The 24350-nt window shown below is 68.3% G+C and carries 20 protein-coding genes; 2 read left to right on the forward strand and 18 right to left on the reverse strand.

Features of this window, described 5'->3' with window-relative positions:
- Positions 1-2: 2 nt before the first annotated feature.
- The 4 genes from AZL_RS02160 to AZL_RS02175 form a co-directional block, all read right to left on the reverse strand.
- A complete protein-coding gene (locus tag AZL_RS02160) occupies positions 3-3134 on the reverse strand; it encodes an error-prone DNA polymerase (protein ID WP_012973035.1) in 3132 nt (1043 codons plus the stop codon).
- A gap of 103 nt (positions 3135-3237) precedes the next feature.
- On the reverse strand, positions 3238-3759 hold the full coding sequence (locus AZL_RS02165) for a hypothetical protein (RefSeq protein WP_012973036.1): 522 nt from the start codon (positions 3757-3759) through the stop codon (positions 3238-3240).
- Between the two features lie 44 nt (positions 3760-3803).
- Entirely contained in the window at positions 3804-4397 is a 594-nt protein-coding gene (locus AZL_RS02170) for a hypothetical protein (RefSeq protein ID WP_247894251.1), read from the reverse strand.
- Positions 4398-4539: 142 nt separating this feature from the next.
- Positions 4540-5592 carry a GGDEF domain-containing response regulator gene (locus tag AZL_RS02175; RefSeq protein ID WP_012973038.1) on the reverse strand — a complete coding sequence of 351 codons (1053 nt, stop codon included), beginning with the start codon at positions 5590-5592 and terminating at the stop codon, positions 4540-4542.
- Between the two features lie 233 nt (positions 5593-5825).
- On the opposite strand from AZL_RS02175, the gene AZL_RS02180 reads away from it, so the two are divergent.
- Positions 5826-7718, forward strand: a complete 1893-nt coding sequence (locus AZL_RS02180) for a potassium transporter Kup (RefSeq protein WP_012973039.1) — start codon at positions 5826-5828, stop codon at positions 7716-7718.
- 158 nt (positions 7719-7876) lie between these two features.
- Here the strand turns inward: AZL_RS02180 and AZL_RS02185 are convergent, their stop codons facing one another.
- From AZL_RS02185 to AZL_RS02210, 6 genes are all read right to left on the reverse strand, one after another.
- Complete coding sequence (locus AZL_RS02185) at positions 7877-8131, reverse strand: hypothetical protein (RefSeq protein ID WP_042442375.1); 255 nt, start codon at positions 8129-8131, stop codon at positions 7877-7879.
- Between the two features lie 83 nt (positions 8132-8214).
- Positions 8215-8811: a hypothetical protein gene (locus tag AZL_RS02190; protein ID WP_012973041.1), complete on the reverse strand. Its 597-nt coding sequence runs from the start codon at positions 8809-8811 to the stop codon at positions 8215-8217.
- Between the two features lie 114 nt (positions 8812-8925).
- Entirely contained in the window at positions 8926-9867 is a 942-nt protein-coding gene (locus tag AZL_RS02195; RefSeq protein ID WP_042442377.1) for an Hsp33 family molecular chaperone, read from the reverse strand.
- 167 nt (positions 9868-10034) lie between these two features.
- Complete coding sequence (gene argF / locus AZL_RS02200; RefSeq protein ID WP_012973043.1) at positions 10035-10979, reverse strand: ornithine carbamoyltransferase; 945 nt, start codon at positions 10977-10979, stop codon at positions 10035-10037.
- Entirely contained in the window at positions 10976-12148 is a 1173-nt protein-coding gene (locus AZL_RS02205; RefSeq protein ID WP_012973044.1) for an aspartate aminotransferase family protein, read from the reverse strand. The genes argF and AZL_RS02205 overlap by 4 nt, the downstream gene beginning before the upstream one ends.
- Positions 12149-12271: 123 nt before the next feature.
- Positions 12272-13075 (reverse strand): ABC transporter permease, encoded by an 804-nt coding sequence (locus tag AZL_RS02210; RefSeq protein ID WP_012973045.1) that lies wholly within the window; start codon positions 13073-13075, stop codon positions 12272-12274.
- 122 nt (positions 13076-13197) lie between these two features.
- On the opposite strand from AZL_RS02210, the gene AZL_RS02215 reads away from it, so the two are divergent.
- Positions 13198-13788, forward strand: a complete 591-nt coding sequence (locus AZL_RS02215; RefSeq protein ID WP_042442380.1) for a regulatory protein RecX — start codon at positions 13198-13200, stop codon at positions 13786-13788.
- A 186-nt stretch (positions 13789-13974) separates the two neighbouring features.
- Here the strand turns inward: AZL_RS02215 and rpmB are convergent, their stop codons facing one another.
- The 8 genes from rpmB to AZL_RS02255 all read right to left on the reverse strand — a co-directional run bounded on the left by rpmB (position 13975) and on the right by AZL_RS02255 (position 24324).
- Positions 13975-14274 (reverse strand): 50S ribosomal protein L28, encoded by a 300-nt coding sequence (rpmB, locus tag AZL_RS02220; protein WP_012973047.1) that lies wholly within the window; start codon positions 14272-14274, stop codon positions 13975-13977.
- Positions 14275-14504: 230 nt separating this feature from the next.
- Positions 14505-15239 carry a hypothetical protein gene (locus tag AZL_RS02225; protein ID WP_012973048.1) on the reverse strand — a complete coding sequence of 245 codons (735 nt, stop codon included), beginning with the start codon at positions 15237-15239 and terminating at the stop codon, positions 14505-14507.
- A 236-nt stretch (positions 15240-15475) separates the two neighbouring features.
- Positions 15476-16486, reverse strand: a complete 1011-nt coding sequence (gene meaB, locus AZL_RS02230; protein ID WP_012973049.1) for a methylmalonyl Co-A mutase-associated GTPase MeaB — start codon at positions 16484-16486, stop codon at positions 15476-15478.
- An 83-nt stretch (positions 16487-16569) separates the two neighbouring features.
- Entirely contained in the window at positions 16570-18210 is a 1641-nt protein-coding gene (locus AZL_RS02235) for an ABC transporter ATP-binding protein (RefSeq protein WP_012973050.1), read from the reverse strand.
- Between the two features lie 25 nt (positions 18211-18235).
- Positions 18236-19315 carry an ABC transporter permease gene (locus AZL_RS02240; protein ID WP_042442382.1) on the reverse strand — a complete coding sequence of 360 codons (1080 nt, stop codon included), beginning with the start codon at positions 19313-19315 and terminating at the stop codon, positions 18236-18238.
- Entirely contained in the window at positions 19315-20424 is a 1110-nt protein-coding gene (locus tag AZL_RS02245; protein ID WP_012973052.1) for a microcin C ABC transporter permease YejB, read from the reverse strand. Before AZL_RS02245 ends, AZL_RS02240 begins: the two co-directional genes overlap by 1 nt.
- Positions 20425-20509: 85 nt before the next feature.
- Positions 20510-22300, reverse strand: a complete 1791-nt coding sequence (locus AZL_RS02250; protein ID WP_052293682.1) for an extracellular solute-binding protein — start codon at positions 22298-22300, stop codon at positions 20510-20512.
- Between the two features lie 173 nt (positions 22301-22473).
- Positions 22474-24324: an extracellular solute-binding protein gene (locus AZL_RS02255; RefSeq protein WP_042442384.1), complete on the reverse strand. Its 1851-nt coding sequence runs from the start codon at positions 24322-24324 to the stop codon at positions 22474-22476.
- Positions 24325-24350 lie beyond the last annotated feature (26 nt).

Raw genomic sequence — 24350 nt, forward strand, 5'->3', positions numbered from 1 at the left:
CCTCAGTGGAAGTTGCGGCCCTTGGAGAAGGAGCCGGCGGCCTCCCTCGGCGGGGCGGGGCGGTCCTCCCCGGTCAACTCGGCCAGCCGGTGGGTCAGGTCGACCAGCGACTCCACGCGCAGATGCACCACTCCCTCGTGGCTCTGCACCCGGCCGGTGGCGGCCATCAGCCGCGCCGTCATGATCGGGCGGCGGAAGGTCTCGAACAGGTCGGGCATGACGACGAGGTTGGCGATCCCGGTCTCGTCCTCCAGCGTCAGGAAGACGACGCCGGCGGCGCTGCCCGGCCGCTGGCGCACCAGCACCAGACCGGCGGTGGTCAGCCGCCGGCCGTCGCGGGTCCGGGCCAGCCGTTCCGCCGGGGTGACGCCGGGCAGGCCGTCGCGCAGCAGGGCCAGCGGGTGGGCCTTCAAGGACAGCGACAGGCTGCCGTAATCCATCACCACATGCTCGCCCAGCGCCATGGCGGGCAGTGGGGCGTCGGGTTCCCCGGCCATTGGGCCGTCGAGCCGCGCGAACAGCGGCAGCGGCGCGTCGCCCAGCGCCCGCACCGCCCACAGTGCCGCCCGCCGGTCCAGCCCGACCGAGCGGAAGGCGTCGGCCCTGGCGAGCTTTTCCAGCGTGGCGACCGGCAGGCGGGCGCGGCGCCACAGGTCGTAGGGGTCGCGGTAGCCGCCGGCGCGGGAGAGGACGATGGCGTCGGCGTGGTCCTCGGTCACGCCCCGGATCAGGCGCAGGCCGAGGCGGAGGGTGAGTCCCGTCTCTCCCGCCTCCACCGCGCAGTCCCAGCCCGACAGGTTCACATCGGGCGGCAGCACGGTGACGCCATGCTCGCGGGCGTCGCGGACGATCTGCGCCGGGGCGTAGAAGCCCATCGGCTGGCTGTTCAGCAGGGCGGCGGCGAAGATGGCGGGGTGATGGCGCTTGATCCAGGCCGAGACATAGACCAGCAGGGCGAAGCTGGCGGCGTGGCTTTCCGGGAAGCCATATTCGCCGAAGCCCTCGATCTGCTGGAAACAGCGCTCGGCGAAGGCGGCATCGCAGCCGTTGGCGGTCATGCCGGCGATGAATTTGTCGTGGAAGCGGCGGACCTGCCCGGTCTTGCGGAAGGCGGCCATGGCGCGGCGCAACTGGTCGGCCTCCTCCCCGCTGAAGCCGGCGCCGACCATGGCGACCTTCATCGCCTGCTCCTGGAACAGCGGCACGCCCAGCGTCCGGTGCAGGACCGGTTCGAGCCGTGGCATCGGGTAGGTCACCGGTTCCGCCCCGCTGCGGCGGCGCAGATAGGGATGGACCATGCCGCCCTGGATCGGGCCGGGGCGGACGATGGCGACCTCGATCACCAGATCGTAGAAGCAGGTCGGCTTCAGCCGGGGCAGCATGCTCATCTGCGCCCGGCTTTCGACCTGGAAGACGCCCAGGCTGTCGGCCCGCCCCAGCATTCCGTACACCGCCGGGTCGTTCTGGGGGATGGTGGCCAGCGTCCAGCGCGTTCCATGCAGCCGCTCGATCATGTCGAAGGTGCGATGGATGCAGGTCAGCATGCCCAGCGCCAGCACATCGACCTTCAGGATGCCGAGCGCGTCGATGTCGTCCTTGTCCCATTCGATGGTGGTGCGGTCCTCCATCGCCGCGTTGGCGACCGGGCACAGGTCGGACAGCGGGCCGCGGGTGATGACGAAGCCGCCGACATGCTGCGACAGATGGCGGGGAAAGCCGGTCAGTTCCTGCGCCAGCTCCAGCGTCCGCCGCAGGCGCGGGTCGTCGGGGTCGAGACCGAGCGAGCGGGCGCGCTCCTCGTCCACCCCCTGGCCGCTCCAGCCCCAGATCGAGCCGGTCAGCCGCGCCACCAGATCGGCTGACAGCCCCATCGCCTTGCCGACCTCGCGCAGGGCGCTGCGGGCGCGGTAGCGGATGACGGTGGCGGTCAGCCCGGCGCGGTCGCGGCCGTATTTGCGGTAGATGTACTGGATCACCTCCTCCCGCCGCTCATGCTCGAAATCGACATCGATGTCGGGCGGCTCGTCGCGGGCGGCGGAGATGAAGCGCTCGAACAGCAGATCGACCTCGGTCGGATCGACCGAGGTGATGCCCAGGCAGTAGCAGACGGCGGAGTTGGCGGCGCTGCCGCGCCCCTGGCACAGGATGTCCTGTTTCCTGGCGAAATTGACGATGTCGTGGACGGTCAGGAAATAGGGGGCGTAGCGGCGGTCGGCGATCAGGGCCAGCTCGCGCTCCACCGTCTGGCGCACCGGGTCGGGAATCCCCGCCGGATAGCGTTTGGCCGCCCCCTCCCAGGTCAGCGTCACCAGCGTCTCCTGCGGGTCGCGGCCTTCCGCCACCTCGTCGGGATATTCGTAGCGCAGTTCGTCCAGCGAGAAGCGGCAGGCGTCGGCGATCTCCGCCGTGCGGGCGACGGCCTCGGGATGGTCGCGGAACAGGCGCGCCATCTCGACGGCCGGCTTCAGGTGGCGCTCGGCATTGGCGCAGAGGCGCCATCCCGCCTCGTCGATGCTGGTGTGATGGCGGATGCAGGTCATCACGTCGGCCAGCGCCCGCCGCCCGGCGCCGTGATAGAGCACGTCGTTGGTCGCGACCAGCGGCACCCCCTCCGCCTCCGCCAGTCCGGCCAGCCAGCGCAGCCGCCGGGAATCGTCGCCCTGATAGCGGTGGCTGGCCGCCAGAAAGAGCTGTCCGCGGGCCAGCCCGCCGCGCCAGGCCCGCAATTCCCGCAGGAAGGACTCGTCGCGGCGGTCGGGCGACAGCAGCAGGAACAGCATGCCCTCGGCATGGGCCAGCACGTCGGCGCGGGCGATGAAACACTCCCCTTTCGGCGCCCGCCGCTTGCCCAGCGTCAGCAGGCGCGACAGCCGGGCATAGGCGGCGCGGTCGGTCGGGTAGGCCAGCAGGCCGCCGGCGTCGGTCAGGTCGAGCCGGCAGCCGATCAGCGGACGGATGCCCAGCTTCCTCGCCGCCACATGCATCTGGACCACGCCGGCCAGCGAATTGCGGTCCGTCACCCCCACCGCCGCCAGCCCCAGCGCGGCGGCGGTCAGCGCCAGCTCGTCAGGCTGCGAGGCCCCCTCCAGAAAGCTGAAGCTGGTGGCGACCTGCAATTCGGCGTAACGGATCATGGCAAGGCTCCCCGGCGCGCAGGAATGGCTGCGGCGGGGATGATAGTCCGGAAATGGGACTTATGTCATCATTGTGGCGGGGGAGGGGTACCCGGTGCCATGCCTATCCCAGATAGGACTCCGCGCCCATCACCGTGAAGCCCTTGTTCTCGGGGAAGCGGGAATGGAGCTTTTCGCGGGCCTTCTTCTCGTCCAGCGCCCAGACCAGGAAACGCCGGCCACGCTTCCAGCTGTGCAGGGCGGTGGTGGTGAGGCCGGAATTGACCCGGGAGCCATATTCGATGTTCACCACCCGCAGCAGCCAGCCCTGGTCCTTCTGGGTGCGGCGGTCGTCCAGCACATAGATGCGGCGGTCGGACGCCCCGGCGGCCTTCAGGCGCTGTTCGAGATCCTCGCAGCCCAATTCGGCCATCGCCTTGCGGCGGCGGGCGTCGCGCAGGTCGCGGGCCTGGCGGAGCGTGACGCGGGCGACCTTCCTGATGCGCTCCACCTGCGCCTGTTTGCGGGACACGGCGGTGGCGATCCGCTCCTCCGACGTCTTCAGGCGGCGCAAGGCCAGAAGCAGCGACACCGCCAGCGAGGCGAAGCCGACCAGACCGGCGAAGATGTAGGGCATGCTGTCCATGGCGGATCCGTTTCCGGGGCGTGTCCGTTGCCGGGAGGAGGGCGTCAGCTGGCCTTGGCGACCGGCGTATCGGCGGACAGGAATTCCTGCATCCGCGTCACCGCATAGCCGAAGGCGGGCGGGTAGCGCCGTTCGATCTCCGTCCGGGCCTCCGCCATCGAGCGCGCCCAGACCTCGATCATCTGCGGTTGGGCCCAGCTCGGGTCGACCAGCGTGTTCTGGCTCTGCGGGCTGTTGCCGGAGCCGACATATTTGTTCACCACCATGGCGACATAGCAGGGGCAGCCCTGGACCTCCTCGCCGATCAGGCGGACCAGCCGTTCGCCGGACTGGCGCGCATCCTCGACCTGACGCTCCATCACCTTGCGGCGGCGCAGCACGTCCTCGACCGCGCCGTCCAGCTCCTTCAGCTCGCGGACGCGATCGGCGCGGCGGGCCTCGAACTTGGTTTCCATCTTGGCGCGGCGGGCGATGATGTCGCGCACCCCCTCCGACCCGTGGCGGCGTTCGATCGCCCGCTCACCGAACAGGATGACGAGCTTGCCGATGCCGAAGCCCAGGCCCGACAGTCCAAAGGCGGTGATCAGCGCGTTGGTGTAGTCCTGCCACATGTGCGACCCCCCGATCGGAGCATCCATCCGGATGCCTGCTTGGATTGATGCTCCCCAGGGATAGGAGTACCCCTTGGCTCGCCCCCGTTCAATCTTGGCGCTGTAACGATATTTCACATGAAACATGCAGGTCGGTGGGGGCGGAAACGGGCTGCGCGGGAACCCGCACTCAGGCCCGCTCCACCCGGTCGCGGCCGCCCCGCTTGGCGGCATGCAGCGCCCGTTCGGCACGATGCAGGGTCTGTTCGACCCCAGGCTCGTCGGGGAGCCAGCTGGCGATTCCGATGCTGGCGGTGACGGGGATCGCCCGCTCCTCGGCCGCGACCGGGCTGCCGGCCAGGGCGGCGCGCACCCGCTCCGCCACCACGGCGGCGCCGGCGGCATCGGTTTCCGGCAGAAGCACGACGAACTCGTCGCCGCCGGAGCGGGCGATGTGGTCGGAGATGCGCAGGGCCGCCCGGACCCGCTTCACCACCGCGCGCAGGACCGCGTCGCCGATGGTGTTGCCATGGGCGTCGTTGACCGCCTCGAAGCCATCGAGATCGAGCAGAAAAAGGGCGAGCGGCCGGCCATAGCGCCGCGCCCGCGCCAGTTCCGCCGCCGCCAGATCCAGAAAACGGCGGCGGTTCCAGACGCCGGTCAGCGGGTCCAGCGTCGCCAGGCGGTTCAGGCGGACGGTCGCCTCCTCCAGGGCCCGGTTGGTCTCGGTGAGCCGCTGTTCCAGCGCCGCCATGTCGGCATAGGCGCGCAACGCCGTGACCACGCCGGTGAACAGGCGCCGCGCGGTCAGTTCGGTTTTCGCCGTATAGCCGTCGATCTCATAGGCGAGGACCAGATCCTCCTCCGGCACGTTGGCCGGCTGGCCGGTGCGCAGGACGATGCGGACGGTGCGGTTGCCCAGATCCTCGCGGATGCGGCGGACCAGCCGCAGGCCGGCATCCTCGGTCTCCATCACCACGTCGAGCAGGATGACCGCGATGTCCGGCGTCTCGCGCAGGATGCGTTCGGCCTCGGCGGCGCTGGCGCAATCGAGCAGACGGACGGGACGGCCGCGGAAGCGCAGGCGGGACAGGGCCAGACGGGTGACGGCATGCACCTCCGGCTCGTCGTCGGCGACCAGGATCAGCCAGGGTGGGCCACCGGAGTCGTCCTCCCCCCTCCCCGCAGGGGCGTCCTGCGGGGGGAAAGACTCGTCCGAGGCGAACAGGAGATCGTTGGACATGGCTGCCGGCTCGGGACTGTCAGCGGTACAAGCAAGGATGGAAGCATGCCCCCGCCGCCGATGCAACGGTGCCGAATGACGCGGCCACCCTATGTCATTTCGAACCCAGCATGGCGGAAACGACGGCGGATCGGGCTGGCGGGCCGCAAGTTTCTCCATTCGGTGCTTGCGCATGCACGCCAAGCCACCTTAGGCATGGCCCTGCGTGTGAAAACGATCGGAGCGGACCGGGTATGGAAGCAAGCATGGACGAGCGGGAGCAGGCGGCAAAGCTGCGCGCGCTCGCGCTGGGGGCGCTGGGTGTCGTCTATGGCGACATCGGCACCAGCCCGCTCTACACGCTGCGCGAATGCCTGACCGAGGGCGGCGGCTTCCCGCTGGTGCCGGAGGTCATTCTGGGCGTGCTGTCACTGATCTTCTGGGCGCTGATCATCACGGTGACGGTGAAGTATGTCGTCTTCATCATGCGCGCCGACAACCAGGGCGAGGGCGGCATCCTGGCGCTGACCGCTCTGGCTCTGCGCGGCATGCGGCCGGGGCACCGGCGCACCGGGGTCGTCATGGCGATCGGCGTGATGGGCGCCTCGCTGTTCTACGGCGACAGCCTGATCACCCCAGCCGTTTCGGTGTTGAGCGCCGTGGAGGGGCTGCATGTCGTCGCCCCCGCCCTGGACGCCTATGTCATCCCGATCACCCTGACCATCCTGGTCGGGCTGTTCGTGTTGCAGCGGTTCGGCACGGAGAGCGTCGGCAAGCTGTTCGGGCCGGTGATGATGGTCTGGTTCCTGACGCTGGCGGCGCTGGGCATCGGCCAGATCGTTCGCTATCCCGCCGTGCTTGGGGCGATCTGGCCCGGCCATGCGGTGGAGATGCTGTCCCAGCACGGCTGGCACGGCTTTCTTCTGCTGGGGTCCGTGGTGCTGGCGGTGACGGGCGCCGAGGCGCTCTATGCCGACATGGGCCATTTCGGCCGCAAGCCGATCCGTTGGGCCTGGTACGTCATCGTGCTGCCGTCGCTGCTGCTGTGCTATTTCGGCCAAGGCGCCCTGCTGCTGCACGAACCGCAAGCGATCGAGAATCCCTTCTTCCATCTGGCGCCGGAATGGGCGCAGGTGCCGCTGCTGCTGATGGCCACCGCCGCCACCGTCATCGCCGGGCAGGCGGTGATCTCCGGCGCCTATTCGGTGACGCTGCAAGCGATGCATCTGCGCTATCTGCCGCGGATGGAGGTTCGCCACACCTCGGAGCATGAGAAGGGCCAGATCTACATGCCGCAGCTCAACTGGCTGCTGCTGGCCGGCGTCCTCCTGCTGGTACTGAGCTTCCGCACCTCCAGCAACCTCGCCGCCGCCTACGGCATCGCGGTGACCGGCACCATGGTGGCGACCACGCTGCTGGCCTACAAGGTGGCGCGTTCGCTCGGCCGCTGGAAGCTGTGGCAGGCGGTGCTGGCGCTGGCGGTGTTCCTGACCGTCGACATGGCCCTGTTCCTGGCCAATCTGGTCAAGGTCGAGGAGGGCGGCTGGTTCCCGCTGGTGGTCGGCGCGCTGGTCTTCCTGCTGATGGCGACCTGGCGGCGCGGTCGCGAGGTGGTGCGCAAGCGGCTGTCCGAGGATGCGCTGCCCTTCGACATGCTGCTGGAGCGGCTGAAGAGCGGGTCGGTGCAGCGGGTGCCGGGAACCGCCGTCTTCCTGACCGGCAACCCGCGCGGCCTGCCGCCGGGGCTGCTGCACAGCATGAAGCATTACAAGGTGCTGCATCAGCGCGTGGTTCTGCTGACCGTCGACATCGAGGATGTGCCCCATGTGCCGGACGACCAGCGTTTCGAGCTGAAGGCGCTGTCCGCCGGCTTCTTCCGGCTGATCGTCCATTTCGGCTTCAAGGACGAGCCGGACATCCCGCAGGCGCTGGAGATCCGGCGCATTCCGGGATTGCCGTTCGAGCCGATGGAGACGACCTATTTCGTCAGCCGCGAGACGCTGATCCGCAGCCATGGCAAGGCCGGCCTGCCGCGCTGGCAGGAGCCGCTGTTCATCTTCCTGTCGAAACTGTCGTCGAGCGCGTCGGAATATTTCTGCATCCCGCCCAACCGCGTGGTCGAACTGGGCATGCAGCTGGAAATCTGACGCGACGTCCGCTGGGCAAACTCTGCCGGACAGACTTTGCCGACGACATGGCCGACCGGGCGGCGGGCGGGGCAGCTTCTGCCGCTCCCGCCCGCAAGATCACCCGCCTCATGCCGCTACCGGCCAGTCTTCACCAAGTGGTCTTCACCGGACAGCCTTCACCAGACGATCGACACCGGCGGCTTGTAGGCGGAGGCGGCGAACATCTGCCGCACCGCCAGTTCCAGCTTGATCTGCGCCTCCGACTTCTTGACGAAGGACAGGTCGATGTCGCCCAGGGACTTCACCACGCAGCCGGAGCGGCTGAGGTTGCGGAGCGCCGCCTGGGACGATTGCTGTTTCTCCTCGGGGATGGCGGTGATCGTGGCCGATCCCTCCGGCGGCCGGACGACGTAAAGGTCGAATTTCGGCATGGGCACTCTCCGTTGTGACGAAATGTCGGGTGCCTCGTCGCAAGAGCCGGGCCAACTGTCATGGTCCAACCGTCACGAACCGATCAGCGCCGGACCATCGGCGCCAGATCCTTGCGGATGCCGGCGTCGAGCCGGGCGTTCAGGTCCTCCATCATCCGGCGGGTGATGTCGAGGAAGGTGGCCTCGCGGTCGGCCAGCGAGATGTTCTCCGCCACGCTCATGGAATGGGTGACGGTGGCGCGGGTCACGCCGCGGAAGCCGCCATTGCCGCTGTCCGGCACCTCGCCGGTGATCTCGACCTCGATCCGGCCGTCGTAGCGCTGGGCCTGATCGTTGGTGAAATAGCCGGTGATGCCGGTCTTGGTCGGCAGTTGGACCTCGACGATGCTGGCGTCGCGGATGGTGACGCGCACGCGGCCAGTGCCGCCGCCCGTCTGCAACCGCTCCGCCGCCCAGCGCCGCACCGCCTCGGCCGGCGGAACGGCGGAACGGCCCTCCACATGCTTGCCCCCGATCGGACGGTAGGCGTCGACCACGTCGATGCCGCCGGCGTTCAGCACGATCGGCCCGAAATTGGAGAAGTCGATGGGGCGCGGCGCCGGCCGGGGCGGTGTGCTCTGGCAGGCGGCGAGCAGGAGGGTGGCCGTTCCGGCGGCAAGGGCAAGGCGGCGCGACAGCATGATTGCTCCGGGTGAGGGGCTGGAGGTCGGCGGATAAGGGAAAGGGCGCGGCGCGGACGCCGCGCCCCCATGAACGCGCTGGTGCGGGAGCCTATTCCCAAGCGGGAAAAGGGATCAGGCGGCGGGACCATACACGCGGTCGAGATCCGCGTCGGTGAAGTGGTAGTCGGTCGAACAGAACTGGCAGGTCACCTCGACCCGGCCATCGTCGATCTTCAACTCCTGCACCTCTTCGCGGGGCAGGCTGCGCAGCATGGTCTCCACCCGCTCGCGCGAGCAGCGGCAGCCGAAGCGCAGGGCATGGCCGTCATAGACGCGCACCCCGTCCTCATGGAACAGGCGATAGAGCAGGTCGGCGGCCGGCAGCTCGGTCGACAGCAGTTCATCGCCGGACACGCTGGCCATCAGCGCCATGGCGCGGCGCCAATCGTCCTCGTTGTCCGATGCGGTCAGACCCTGTTCCTGCGGCAGGCGCTGGATCATGATGCCGCCGGTGCGCCATGGCCCGAAGGAGCCGTCCGGCAGCGCCGCGCGGTCGACCGAGACGGTCAGGCCGGTGTCGATCTGCTCGGATTGGCGGAAGTAATGCTGGACGCAGTCGGTCAGCGTCTTGCCATACAGCTCGACGATGCCCTGGTAGCGGTCGGTATCGGGCCCCTGGTCCACCGTGAAGGCGATGTAGCCCTTGCCCAGCAGTGCCGCGGCCGGGGCGATGTCGACATCCCGCTCGGCCTTGGCCAGCGCTTCCGGATCGAACTGGGCGTAGGCGCGCACGTCACCGACCGAGGTGACGTCGGCCACCATCAGGCGGATCGGACCGTCGCCCTTGGTTTGCAGGGTGAAGATGCCCTCGTATTTCAGCATGCTGGCGAGCAGCACGGCCAGCGTCGCCGTCTCCGCCAGGAAGCGGGCGACGGTGGGCGGATAATCGTGGCGGGTCAGGATCTCGTCGATCGCCGGCCCCAGCTTGACGATGCGGCCGCGCAGGCGCGACGCCTCGATCTGGAACGGCAGGACGAAATCATCGGTGAGCGGGCGGACGGACGGATCGTCCATAGGGCGCATTCCTTAAGACAGAGACCGGTGATGCGGGCGTAGGGCCGAAGATCGGGGCGGGCAGGGGGCTAATCAAGGGCGGCAGGGCACCCATGCGAGTTCGGCCCTCCCCCGGCGGCGGGAGAGGGCCAAACAAAGCGTGGCGTGTCAGTGTTGGACGTGGAGCGTCAGTCCAGCACGCCCATGCACCAGCCGAGGATGGCCTTCTGGGCGTGCAGGCGGTTCTCCGCCTCGTCCCAGACCACCGAATGGCGGCCGTCGATCACGCCGTCGGTCACCTCCTCGTTCCGGTGGGCCGGCAGGCAGTGCATGAACAGCGCATCATGGTGGGCGTGCGCCATCAGCGCCTCGTTCACCTGATAGGGGGCGAGGATCGCCGCGCGTTCATCCACGTCGGTGTTGTGCATCGAGGCCCAGGCGTCGGTGATGACGCAGTCGACCCCGCGCACCGCCTCTTCCGGCGATTCGGTGACGACCAGACGGCCGCCGCCCTCGCGCTCCGCCCAGGCCAGCAGCTCCGGCGACGGACCATAGACGCTCGGGCAGGCCAGACGCATCTCGAAGCCGAAGCGGACGGCGGCATGCGCCCAGCTGACGGCGACATTGTTGCAGTCGCCGATCCAGGCCACGGTCCGGCCGCCGATCGGACCGCGATGCTCCTCGAAGGTCATCAGGTCGGCCATGATCTGGCAGGGGTGGGTCTGGTCGGTCAGGCCGTTGATGATCGGGATGCTGGCATGGGCCGCCAGCTCATGCACCCGCTCCTCGCCGGTGGTGCGGACCATCACCGCGTCGACGAAGCGCGACAGCACGCGGGCGGTGTCGCCGATGGTCTCGCCGCGGCCGAGCTGCATGTCGTCGGGCTTCAGCACCACGACATTGCCGCCGAACTGCTGCATGCCGACCTCGAACGACACGCGGGTGCGGGTCGAGGGCTTCTCGAAAATGAGGGCGAGCGAACGGCCGGCCAGCAGGGTGGAATGGGCCAGCCGGTCCTTCTTCAGGTCGGCCTTGATACGGACGGCATGGTCGAGCAGGCGGCGCAGGGTGGCGCCGTCCATCCGGTCGATATCGAGGAAATGCCGAACGCTGTTGTTGTCGTCCCCACTCATCCCACACACTCCTGGGCCGTCCGGTCGAGAATCCCGACGGCTTCGTTCACTTCGGCTTCGCCGATGGTCAGGGGCGGTAGCAGCCGCACCACATTGTCGCCGGCCGGAACCGCCAGCAGGCCGTTGGCGCGCAGCTTCGCCACCACCTCGCCCACCGGCTGGCCCAGCTTCAGGCCCAGCATCAGGCCCTGGCCGCGCAGGTCCAGGAACATCGCCGGATGCTTGGCGATCAGCTCCTCCAGGCGCGCGCGCGCATAGCCGGCGGTCTTCCGCACCTCGTCGAGGAAGCCGGGCGCCAGCATCACGTCCAGCACGGCGTTGCCGACGGCGGTCGCCAGCGGGTTGCCGCCATAGGTCGAGCCGTGGGTGCCGGCGGTCATGCCCGCCGCCGCGCGCTCGGTCGCCAGGCAGGCGCCGAGCGGGAAGCCGCCGCCGATGCCCTTGGCGACGCACATGACGTCCGGCGTGATACCGGCCCATTCATGGGCGAACAGCTTGCCGGTGCGGCCCATGCCGCACTGGATCTCGTCGAGGAACAGCAGCAGGCCATGCTCGTCGCACAGCGCGCGCAAGCCGCGCAGGAACTCCACCGAGCCGGCGCGGATGCCGCCCTCGCCCTGGATCGGCTCGACGCAGATGCCGCCGGTGGCGGGGGTGATCGCGGCGCGCACGGCGTCGAGGTCGCCGAAGGGCACCTGGTCGAAGCCGTCCAGCAGCGGGTCGAAGCCATGCACCAGCTTCTCCTGCTTGGCGGCCGAGATGGCGCCCAGCGTGCGGCCGTGGAAGGCCTGCTCGAAGGTGATGATGCGGTTCTTCTGCGGGTTGCCGCTGTCATAATGGTACTTGCGGACGGTCTTGGCGCCGCATTCCCATGCCTCCGCACCGGAGTTGGTGAAGAACACGGTGTCGGCGAAGGTGACCTCGGTCAGGCGCTTGCCCAGGCTCTCCTGCCCGGCGACGCGGAACAGGTTGGAGGTGTGCCACAGCTTCCCCGCCTGCTCGGTTAGCTTTTCCACCAGATAGGGATGCGCGTGACCCAGGGCGTTCACCGCGACGCCGGCGGCGAAGTCGAGGAATCGTCGCCCGTCGGTCGCGTAGAGATACGGACCTTCACCGCGCTCGAAAACGACATCGGCGCGGGCGTATGTGGGCATAACGACGGGGATCACGGTTCGGTCTCCCAAAATGGAAAAGCCGGCGGTCATGGTTGGCCGCCGGGAACGGCAAATATCCGGAGATTGATGGGTTCTGTCAACGGACAGGTCGGAAAAGACGCAAGCGACGCGGAAACTTCACGCCTTCAGCTTGTAGCCGGTCTTGAACATGCGCCAGGCCAGCCACCAGAGCCCGGCATTCACCGCCAGCATCACCACGACCCCCAGCCAGCGCGACCCGTCGGACGTGCCGATGAAGCCGTAGCGGAAGCCGTCGATCATGTAGAAGAAGGGGTCGAAATGGGCGACCCACCAGAAGACCGGCGGCAGCGTGTCGACCGAATAGAAGGTGCCGGACAGGAAGGACAGCGGCGTCACCACGAAGTTGGTCACCGCCGCGATGTTGTCGAACTTCTCCGACCAGACGCCGCCGACCAGCCCCAGCAGCGACAGCAGCATCGACGCCATCACCGCGTGGTACAGCACGAATCCGGGATTCGGCATATGCATCGGGATCACCGCCCAGATGGCCAGCCCGGTGACCAGACCGACCACGACGCCGCGGGTGACGCCGCCGAAGACGAAGCCGCTGACCAGCTCCATCGGCGACAGCGGCGGCATCAGGATGTCGACGATGTTGCCCTGGACCTTGGCGATCACGACGGAGGAGGAGGTGTTGGCGAAGGCGTTCTGCACCATCGCCATCATGATCAGGCCCGGCGCCAGGAATTCCAGATAGGGGGTCGCGCCGACCATCCGCACCGCCGATCCCAGCGACAGGGCGAACACCGCGTAATAGAGCAGCGTCGTCACCACCGGCGCCCAGATGGTCTGCTGGTGCACCTTGATGAAGCGCCGGACCTCGCGCGCGTAGAGCGTCCACAGGCCGATCCAGTTGACGGAACCGACGTTGCGCGGCATGGGAGGAAGGGGAAGGGTCATCGCGTCACAAACCGCCTGTGGGGCCGCCTGTCTGGCTGCCTGTTTGGGAACCGGCCGGAAAAGGCCACGGACTGTACGTGCGGCCGGTCCATCCGGCAACCGCCGCCGCCGAAGGGACTGCCATGAACACCGACGACACGCGTTCCGTTCCCCCCGCCCGTTCGCCGGCGAGGACGCCGCCGAAGCGGGTCACGCCGCGGTATCTGGAGAATGCGGCGCTGCATTACCTGGAGCGCTTCGCCAGTTCGACGTCCAACCTGCGCCGGGTGCTGATGCGCAAGGTCGATCTGTCGGCCAAGGCCCATGGCACCGACCGCGAGGAGGGCGCGCGCTGGGTCGAGGAGCTGCTGGCCCGCTATGTCCGCAGCGGCCTGCTGAACGACGAGACCTATGCCCGCATGCGCACCGAAAGCCTGCACCGGCGCGGCGCCTCCACCCGGCTGATCGCCCGCAAGCTGGCCGGCAAGGGCATCGGCCGCGACGAGACCGACAAGGCGCTCGACAGCCTGCGCGAGGATGTCGGGCCGGATCTGGACCTGACCGCCGCGCTGGCGTTGGCGAAGCGGCGTCGGCTGGGACCCTACCGGCGGCCGGAGCAGCGCGAGTCGCACCGGGAGAAGGACATGGCGGCGCTGGGACGCGCCGGCTTCGGCTACGAGATCGCCCGGCGGGTGGTGGACGCGGAGGATCCGGACGAGCTGCCGGGGGAGTGAGGGGGCCAACTTTTCAGGTCGCAACACCCTCCCCCGAAACGACGAAACGCGCGGCACCCTTTCGGATGTCGCGCGCCGCTCTCTTACCGGGAGTCGGAATCGTCCTGTACGCGTCCTAAATCTCATCTGCGGAGCGGCAAGCGCCCCGCCTCAGCACACCAACGCGCCCAAGAATCGGGGAAGCGATCAGGCCGCGGCCTGCTGCTTCTCCTGCGCCTTGGAAATCCGCCGCTTGATGCGACGGGCGTCCAGGCTCAGCACGGCGTCCTTCGCGTCGAGCAGGAAGGCGTCGAGGCCGCCCTTGTGCTCGATCGAGCGGATCGCGTTCACCGAGAGGCGCAGACGCACCAGCTGCCCCAGGCTGTCGCTCAGCAGCGACGTTTCCTGGAGGTTCGGCTGGAAGCGGCGGCGATTCTTGTTGTTGGCGTGGCTGACGTTGTTGCCAAACTGCGTGCCCTTGCCGGTCACGGAGCACCGACGTGCCATCGGACTGATCCTTTATTTTAGCAAATGAAACCCGGTAACGGACGGCCTGCCGCCCGAAGGAGGCCGCTATATAGTCGAACAAAAGCGCCGTCGTCAAGCCTGTCGTCAGACCGGGATCCGCGATGAAGCCATAAAAGGCCGAGTCGTCGCGGGCGTGTGGAGAGTCGAAACGCGGCGGCCTCTTCGTTCCGGTGAAGAGACGCGCCGCGCCAGTCTTGTCCTGACTGCTGTCAGTTCACGGTGGGGGAGGTCTTCGACGCCGGCTTGGCGGCGACCGGCTTGGCGGCGCGGCGCGGCGCCGGCTTGGCGGCGGCCTTCGCCTCGGCGGCGATCGCCGCGGCGGGGGCGGCCGTCTCGGCCTTCACCGTTTCGACCAGCTGCTGCACCGGGACCTCGGCCGGCTGGGCGGCCGGCTGGGCGGCTGGGGCGGCCGGGGCGGCGACGGTGGCGGCGACCGGGGTATCAACGACCGGGGCTTCGACGATCGGGGCCGGAGCGGCGGCCTCGGCTTTCGGGGTTTCGACCTCCGGCGTGGCAACGGCGGCCGGGGCCTCCGGGACCGTCACCGGCGCGGCCTTCGGCGCCGGCGCGGCCACGGGGGCGGCGACGGGGGCGGCAACCGGGGCAACATCGGCGGCCGGAATCGGCAGGGCGGTGATCTCGGCGGCGATCTTGCTGGAAACGTCCAGGAAGCTCTGCACGCTCTCGGTCACGCGGGCCTGGGTGGTTGAGAGCCAGTCGCGCTGCAAGGCGGCCAGATCGGCGGCGTTGCGGGCCTTGCCCAACCCGGCGGCCAGACGGCTGGCATCGGTGACCGAGGCGGTCACGCCGTCGAACCAACGGCGATAGCCGTCCTGCACCAGCGTGGCGACGCGGGCGGACTTGGCGGCGGCGGTGGCGGCGGTCGTCTGGGCGTTGGTCTTGAACAGGGTCAGGACGGCGGCGGGGGTCGGCTGAGCGGTCATGGCGTTGTCTCCCGTAGGTGAAGGCGCGTTGGCGGAAACGGAAAGGCCGCTCCGGCGTAACCCCAGGAGACCGCGGGCACCCCGGCCCAAGCGATATGATCGATTCGGCCGAATCGGCACAGATCGCCCCTTTCCCGCCCGATGCAGGATAGCCCTACGGCTGCTGCGGCGCAACGGATTTGTTGCGGTGCAACATGAGCGGGACGACTTATACGCCGCCGGATCCGGCGGTTTCCTCAGCAGGTTTCCGGCCGGTCGAGGAAGCGCCCCAGCAGGGTGTGGGCCGCCGCCGTCGGGATGGTGGTGCCGGCGGTCACCTCCGCCTCGAGTCGCGCCAGATCGGCGCGCACGGCGGGGTGGGCGCGGAAGCGGTCGATCAGCGTCTCGCGGATCTCGCTCCACAGCCAGGCGCGGGCCTGTTCGGCGCGGCGGGTGGCGCGGGCGCCGTTGGCACCGGTCAGGGCCTTGTGCTCGCCGATGGTGTCCCACACCGTGTCGATGCCCACCTTCCGCACGGCGGAGCAGCTCAGCACCGGGACCCGCCAGTCGCCATGGCGCAGCAGGGTCAGCGCGTGGCGGTAATCGGCGACGGTGTGGCGGGCGGTGGCGGCGAGGTCGCCGTCGGCCTTGTTGACGACGACGAGGTCGGCCAGCTCGACGATGCCCTTCTTGATGCCTTGCAGCTCGTCGCCGCCGGCCGGCAGCAGCAGCAGCATGAACAGGTCGACCATGTCGGCCACCGCGGTCTCCGACTGGCCGACGCCGACGGTCTCGACGATGAGGACGTCGAAGCCGGCGGCCTCGCAGATCAGCATCGCCTCGCGCGTGCGCCGCGCCACCCCGCCCAGCGTGGCGCCCGCCGGGGAGGGGCGGATGAAGGCGTCGGGCTCGCGCGACAGGTCGACCATGCGGGTCTTGTCGCCCAGGATCGAGCCACCGGTGCGCTGCGACGACGGATCGACCGCCAGCACCGCCACCTTGTGCCCCAGCCCGATGACATGCAGACCGAACGCCTCGATGAAGGTCGATTTGCCCACCCCCGGCACGCCGGAGATGCCGAGTCGCACCGAGTTGCCGGTGTGGGGCAGCAGGGCGGCCAGCAGCGCGTCGGCGATGGCGCGATGGTCGGCGCGCGTCGATTCGATCAGCGTGATCGCCCGCGCCAGCGCCCGCCGGTCCCCCGACCGGACGGCCCCCGCGAGTTGGGTTGCGAGGTGGGCGGCGTCCTGCGGGGCGGTGTCGGTCATGATGGCGGCGTCGGTCAGTGCGAGGGGAGCGGTACCCTACCCGTGGAGCGGTCGGCGATAAAGCCCGCTCACGTCCGCGCCACTCACGTCCGCACCGCCGGCGACTCCACCGCCTCCAGGTTCAGCGCGGCGGCGAGCAGGGCGCGGGTGTAGGCCTCGCGCGGCTCCTCGAAGATGCGCTGGGTCGGCCCCTGTTCGACCACCTTGCCGTCCTTCATCACCATGACATGGCTGGACAGCGCCCGCACCACCCGCAGGTCATGGCTGATGAACAGGTAGGCGAGGTTGTGGCGGGCCTGGAGGTCGCGCAGCAGATCGACGATCTGCGCCTGCACCGACATGTCGAGGGCGGAGGTCGGCTCGTCCAGCACGACGAATTTCGGCTTCAGCACCAGGGCGCGGGCGATGGCGATGCGCTGGCGCTGGCCGCCGGAGAATTCATGCGGGTAGCGGTTGCGCGCCTCGGGCGGCAGTCCGACCTCCTCCAGGGCGCGGGCGACCATCGCCTCGCGTTCGCCGCTGTCGCCGATGCCGTGGATGCCCAGCCCCTCGCCGATGATCTGGCCGACCGACAGGCGGGGCGACAGGCTGCCATAGGGGTCCTGGAAGACGATCTGCATCTCGCGCCGCAAGCCGCGCAGGCGCTTCGGCTGCCAGCCCTGGATGTCGGCGCCGTCGAAGCGGATGGCGCCCTCGCTGGCATGCAGCCGCAGGAGCGCCAGGCCCAGCGTCGTCTTGCCCGATCCCGATTCGCCGACGACGCCGACGGTGTGGCCGCGGCGGACCGCGACATCGACGCCGTCCACCGCCTTGACATGGCCGACGGTGCGGCGCAGCAGCCCCTTCTTGATCGGGAAATGCACCTTCAGCCGCTCGGCGGCCATCACCTCCGCCGCATCCTCGGGCGGCGACAGCGGGTTGCCGCGCGGCTCGGCCGACAGCAGCTTCCGGGTGTAGGGGTGGCGCGGGCGGATGAACAGGTCGTCGACCTTGGCCTGTTCGACGATCTCGCCCTGGTTCATCACGCAGACGCGATCGGCCATCTTGCGGACCACGCCCAGATCATGGGTGATCAGCAGCAGTGCCATGCCGAATCGGCTCTGCAAATCCTTCAGCAGCGCCAGGATCTGCGCCTGGATCGTCACGTCGAGCGCCGTCGTCGGCTCGTCGGCGATCAGCAGGTCCGGCTCGTTGGCCAGCGCCATGGCGATCATCACCCGCTGGCGCTGGCCGCCCGACAGCTCGTGCGGGTAGGCGGTCAGCCGCTTTTCCGGGTCGGGCAGGCCGACGAGGCGCAGCAGCTCCAGCGTGCGGGCGCGCGCGGCGCTCTTCGACAGGCGCTTGTGCAGGAACAGCGTCTCGTTGATCTGCCGCTCGATGCTGTGCAGCGGGTTCAGCGAGGTCATCGGCTCCTGGAAGATCATGGCGATGCGGTTGCCGCGCACCTGCCGCAGGGTGCGCTCGTCGGCGCCCAGCAGCTCGGTGTCGCGGAAGCGGATCGAGCCGGCGGGGTGGTGCGCCATCGGGTAGGGCAGCAGTTGCAGGATCGACAGCGCCGTGACCGACTTGCCGGAGCCCGATTCGCCGACCAGCGCCAGCGTCTCGCCCTTCTGGATGTCGAAGGAGACGCCCTTGACCGCCTGGGTCGCTCCGGCGCCGGAGCGGAAATCGACGCGCAGGCCGCGCACGGACAGCAGGTCGGGGTTGGGGGGCATGGGGCTCATGTCGGGCTCTTCACGGTCGTCATCGTCACTCCGCCGCCTCCTTGCGCGCCGCCGCCGCGGTCTCGTCCGGCGGCGCGCTGGACATCTGGGCGATGGTCTTGCGCGGGTCGAAGGCGTCGCGCACCGCCTCGCCGATGAAGATCAGCAGGCTCAGCATGATCGCCAGCACGAGGAAGGCGGTCAGCCCCAGCCAGGGCGCCTGGAGGTTGGCCTTGCCCTGGGCCAGCAGCTCGCCCAGCGACGGCGAGCCGGGCGGCAGGCCGAATCCCAGGAAATCCAGCGCGGTCAGGGTGGTGATCGAGCCGTTCAGGATGAAGGGCATGAAGGTCAGCGTCGCCACCATGGCGTTGGGCAGCACATGGCGCACCATGATGGTGACGTCGCCGGCCCCCAGCGCCTTGGCGGCGCGCACGTAATCGAGGTTGCGCGCCCGCAGGAACTCCGCCCGCACCACATGCACCAGCGCGGTCCAGGAGAACAGCAGCAGCAGGCCGAGCAGCCACCAGAAGGTCGGCGTCACCACGCTGGCCAGGATGATCAGCAGGAACAGCGTCGGCAGCCCCTGCCAGATCTCGATGAAGCGTTGGAACAACAGGTCGGTCAGCCCGCCGAAATAGCCCTGGACCGCGCCGGCCGCCACGCCGATGACCGAGGAGAAGGCGGTCAGCACCAGCCCGAACAGCACCGAGATGCGGAAGCCGTAGATCAGCCGCGCCACCACGTCGCGCCCCTGGTCGTCGGTGCCGAGCCAATTGTCGGCGGACGGCGGGGCGGGGGCGGGGACCGGCAGATTGTAGTTGATGGTGCGGTAGCTGTAGGGGATCGGCGGCCAGACCATCCAGCCCTTGGCGGTGATCAGGTCGCGGACATAGGCGTCGCGGTAATCGGCCTCGGTCTCGAACTCGCCGCCGAAGGTGGTCTCGGGGTAGGTCCGGAAGACCGGCCAGTAATAGTGATCCTCGTAGCGGACCAGCAGCGGCTTGTCGTTGGCGATGAACTCCGCCCCCAGCGAGACGGTGAACAGCGCCAGGAAGATCCAGAAGGACCAGAAGCCGCGGCGGTTCGCCTTGAAATTGGCCAGCCGGCGCCGGGTCAGCGGAGTCATCACACCCTCCGCGAATCGAAGTCGATGCGGGGATCGACCATCACATAGGTGATGTCGCCGACCAGATTCATGATCAGCCCCAGCAGGGTGAAGAAATAGAGCGTGCCGAACATCACCGGATAGTCGCGGTTGATCGCCGCCTCGAAGCCCAGCAGTCCCAGCCCGTCGAGCGAGAAGATCACCTCGATCAGCATGGCGCCGGTGAACAGGATGCCGATGAAGGCGCCGGGGAAACCGGCGATGACGATCAGCATGGCGTTGCGGAAGACATGGCCGTACAGCACGCGGTTCTCGGTCAGGCCCTTGGCCCGCGCGGTGGTGACATACTGCTTGCCGATCTCCTCCAGGAAGGAGTTCTTGGTCAGCATGGTCAGGCCGGCGAAGCCGCCGATCACCATGGAGAGCACCGGCAAGGCCATGTGCCAGAAGTAATCCAGAATTTGCCTGTACCAGGGCAGGCCGGACCAATTGTCCGACACCAGACCGCGCAGCGGGAACCAGTCGAGATAGCGGCCGCCGGCGAACACGACGATCAGCAGAACCGCGAACAGGAAACTGGGGATGGCGTAGCCGACGATGACGATTCCGGAGGTCCAGACGTCGAAGGGCTGGCCGTCGCGCACCGCCTTGGCGATGCCGAGCGGGATGGAGACCAGATAGACGATCAGCGTCGTCCAGATGCCGAGCGAGATCGACACCGGCATCTTTTCCAGCACCAGATCGACGACGCGGCGGTCGCGGAAGTAGCTGGTGCCGAAATCGAACAGGATGTAGTTCGACATCATGTGGATGAAGCGCTCATGCAGCGGCTTGTCGAAGCCGAATTCCTTCTCCAGCTGCTTGATGAAGGCGGGATCCAGTCCCTGGGCGCCGCGGTATTTGCCGCCGCTGTCGCCGGCGGTCTGGGCCTGGCGTTGGGCGGCGTTGGCGTCGCCGCCGGCGCTGCCGCCGATGCGCGACGTCGCCTCCACCGCGGTGCCCTGGACGCGGGCGATCATCTGTTCGATCGGACCGCCGGGGGCGATCTGCACGATCAGGAAATTGATCACCATGATCCCGAACAGGGTGGGGATGATCAGCAGCAGGCGGCGGATGATGTAGGCCAGCATCGCGGGTGTCCCGACCCTCCCCAATCCTCAACGGTGACGCAAATCTAGACCGGTTTCGTGTCCCGGCGATGTCCCGGGCACCGTTTCAGGGCCCGGTCCTGCGGGCGCTGTTGGCGAGCTTGGCGTTCTTGTCCGCGTCGACCCACCAGCTGTCGAGGAAGCCCAGCCCGTATTTCTGGGCAACCGCGGGGTGGGAGAAACGGTTCCAGTAGGCGACGCGGTAGACGTTGTCGTACCAGTTCGGGATGACATACCAGTTCCACAGCAGCACGCGGTCGAGCGCGCGGGTGGCGGTGATCAGCGCCGCGCGATCGGGCGCGGCGATCACCGTTTCCACCAGCTTGTCCACCGCCGGGTTCTTGATGCCGATGGCGTTGCGGCTGCCCGGCTGGTCGGCGCGCGAGGATTCCCAGTAGTCGCGCTGCTCGTTGCCGGGCGACAATGACTGGAGGAACCGCTCGGTGGCCATATCGTAATCGAAATTATCGCTGCGGTTCTGATACTGCGCGCTGTCGACCACGCGGATTTGCGCCTCGATCCCGGCGCGTTCCAGGTTGCGGACGAAGGGTTGGACGACACGCTCCAGATCGGCTTGGACCAGCAGGATCTCGAAGCGGAAGGGTTGGCCCTCGGCGTTGGTCAACTTGCCGTTCTTCAACTCCCAACCCGCCTCCTTCAGCAGGCCGAGTGCTGTGCGCAGGCTGCCACGGATGTTGCCGCTGGCATCGGTCTTCGGCGGCTCATAGGGCTTGGTGAACACCTCGTCCGGGATCTGGCCGCGCAGCGGTTCCAGCAGCTTCAGCTCCTCCGGGGAGGGAAGCCCGGTGGCGGCCAGTTCGGTGTTGGCGAAATAGCTCTTGGTGCGCTGATAGAGGCCGTAGGACAGGTTGGCCCGCGTCCATTCATAATCAAACAGGTAATTCAGCGCCTCCCGCACGCGGCGATCCTGGAAGATCGGGCGGCGGATGTTGAAGACGAAGGCTTGCATTCCCTGCGGATCTTCGTTCTTCAACTCCTCCCGGATGATCTGACCGCTTTCGATCGCGGGGGTTTTGTAACCGGTGACCCAGTTCTTCGACGAGTTCTCCAGCCGGAAATCATAGGCGCCGGCCTTGAACGCCTCGAAGGCGACGTCTAGGTCGCGGTAATAGTCGTAGCGGATGCGGTCGAAATTGTAGCGGCCGCGGTTGATCGGCAGATCCCGGCCCCACCAGTCCTTGACCCGTTCATAGGTGATGGCGCGGCCGGGCTGGACATCGACCACCTTGTAGGGGCCGCTGCCGAGCAGGGGCTCCAGCGTCGTGGCGGCGAAATCGCGGTTGGCGAAGAACTGTTTGGGCAGCACCGGCAGCTGGCCCATGATGACCGGAAGCTCGGGGTTGTCGCCATTCCGGAACGAGAACCTGACCGTGCGTTCGCCGGTCTTCTCCGCCTTCACCACATCGGCGTAATAGGTGCGGTAGAGCGGGTGGCCCTTTTCCTTCAGGGTGTCGAAGCTCCAGATCACGTCGTCGGCGGTGACCGGCGTGCCGTCGTGGAAGCGGGCCTGGGGACGCAGGGTGAAGGCGACCCAGGTCCGGTCGTCGGCGACCTGGATGGTCTCGGCCAGCAGGCCATATTCGGTGAGTCCGCCCTCGTCGCCGTTGCTGGTGGTCAGCGTCTCGAACACCAGCCCGGCCCCGGCGGCGGCCTGTCCGCGCAGGATGAAGGGGTTGAGGTTGTCGAAGGCGCCGAAGGCCATCATCTTGACCTCGCCGCCTTTCGGGGCGTCGGGGTTGACATAGTCGAGATGCTGGAAGTCCGGCCCGTATTTCGGCGCTCCATGCAGACTCAGGGCATGGCCGCCCTGGCTCTGCGCCGCCAGCGGGGAGGCCATCAGCAGGAGCCCCGCGACCGCTCCGGCCACGCCACTGCCCAGCCCACGGCCCAGCCCCCTGCCCAATCGGCCTCCCAGCGACCGCATCCGACCCGCCATTCCCGATCCCCTCCCTTGCCCGTTTTGCCGAAAGCTCTTCAGTCTGATGGAGTTAGCCCCGCAATGGGGCGGCATCAAGGCTGTGCGGCCTTCTTGGTCGCATCGACCCACCAGGTCGCCGGGAAATTGGTGCTGCGGAAGCCCTGGTCGTATTTCGGCCAGACCGTGGGATGGGCCAGCCACGCCTTGTGGGCGACCCAGCTGTCCGGGTTGTGCCATTGCGGCACCATGTAGAAGCCCCACAGCAGAACGCGGTCGAGCGCGCGGGTGGCGGCCTGGACGGTTTCCAGATCCTTCGCCGTCAGCGCCTTCTCGATCATCGCGTCGGCCACCGGGTCATGGATGCCGGAATAATTGGCCGATCCCTTGAGGCCGGCGGCGGCGGAGCCGAAATAGCTGCGCAGCTCGGTGCCGGGCGGGGTGAAGAAGGCGAGATTGATGGTGGTGGCGTCGAAATCGAACTCGTCGAGCCGCGCCTGATACTGGGCGGTGTCGACGAGGCGCATGGTGGCGTCGATGCCGATCCGGCGCAGGGTCTCGATATAGGGCTGGGTGACACGGGTCAGCGCGCCGGTGCCGTCGAGGAACTCGATCGCCATCACCGCGCCGGTCTTCACGTTGGTCAGCTTGCCGTTGCGGGTCTCCCAGCCGGCCTCCTTGAACAGGCGCGTCGCCTCGCGGACCTGGGCGCGGTTGTTGCCGCCGCCGTCGGTGGCCGGCAGGGTGAAGGGCTGGGTCAGCAGCCGCTCGGACAGTTGCGCCTTGAACGGCTCCAGCAGGGCCAGCTCCGCCGGAGTGGGCGGCCCCTTGGCGCCGAAGTCGGAATTGGGGAAGTTGCTCAGCGTCCGTTTGTACTGGCCATAGAGGATGTTCTTCTGGATCCAGTCGAAATCGAACAGCAGGGTCAGCGCCTCGCGCACGCGCGGGTCGGCGAACTTGTCGCGGCGGGTGTTCAGGCGGAAGCCCTGGGCGCCCAGCGGCAGCTCGCTCGGCACCTCCAGCTTCAGGACGCGGCCGTCCCTGGCGGCGGGGAAGTCGTAGCCGGTGGTCCAGCGCGCCGCCCGGTATTCGCCGCGGAAATCATAGGCGCCGGCCTTGAACGCCTCGAACATCACGTCGTCGTCACGGTAGAAATCATCCTTCACCGTGTCGAAATTGTAGAAGCCGCGCGCGGTCGGCAGATCCTTCGCCCACCAGTCGGCGACCCGCTCATAGGTGATGGAGCGGCCGGGATCGACCGTTTTGATGCGGTAGGGACCGCTGCCCAGCACCGGTTCCAGCGTCGTCTTGGCGATGTCACGACCGTTCGATGTCCACCAATGCTTGGGCTGGGGCGAGAAGGTGGTGGCGAAATCGATGATCGGCTTGATCTCCCCGGTGCCGGTCAGGGTGATCTTGAAACGGCGCTCGTCCAGCGCCTCGACCTTGGCGATGTGGTCGAGAAAGGATTTGAGGAAGGGCGCGCCATGGGCCTGGATCGCGTCCCAGGTGAAGACGATGTCGGCGCTGGTGATCGGCGCGCCGTCATGCCAACGCGCACCCTGGCGCAGCGTGAAGACCGCCCAGCCGTAATCGTCGGGGAGCTCCACGCTTTCGGCGAGATGGGCATAGGCGGCGTCGAGTTCCCAGCCGGAGCCGACCATCAGCGTGTCGGAGATCAGCCCCAGCGTGCGCGGCCGCACCCCGCGCAGGATCAGCGTGTTCAGGCTGTCATAGGTGCCCGGCTGCGATTCCGCCACCCCGATCGAGCCGCCCTTGGGCGCGTCGGGATTGACCTGGGGGAAATGGGTGAAGCCGGGCTTGAACCGCGGCTCGCCGAACTGCCTCAGCGCGGTGACGGTTCTGGTCGCCGCGAGGGCGGGCGCGAGGGCGGCCGGCGCGGCCAGGGTCAGGATCGTGGCGGCGAGGACGAGAAGGCGGCGCATCGGCGGTCCTGTGCGGGGGACGGGCA

Source organism: Azospirillum sp. B510 (assembly GCF_000010725.1).
Classification (GTDB): domain Bacteria; phylum Pseudomonadota; class Alphaproteobacteria; order Azospirillales; family Azospirillaceae; genus Azospirillum; species Azospirillum lipoferum_B.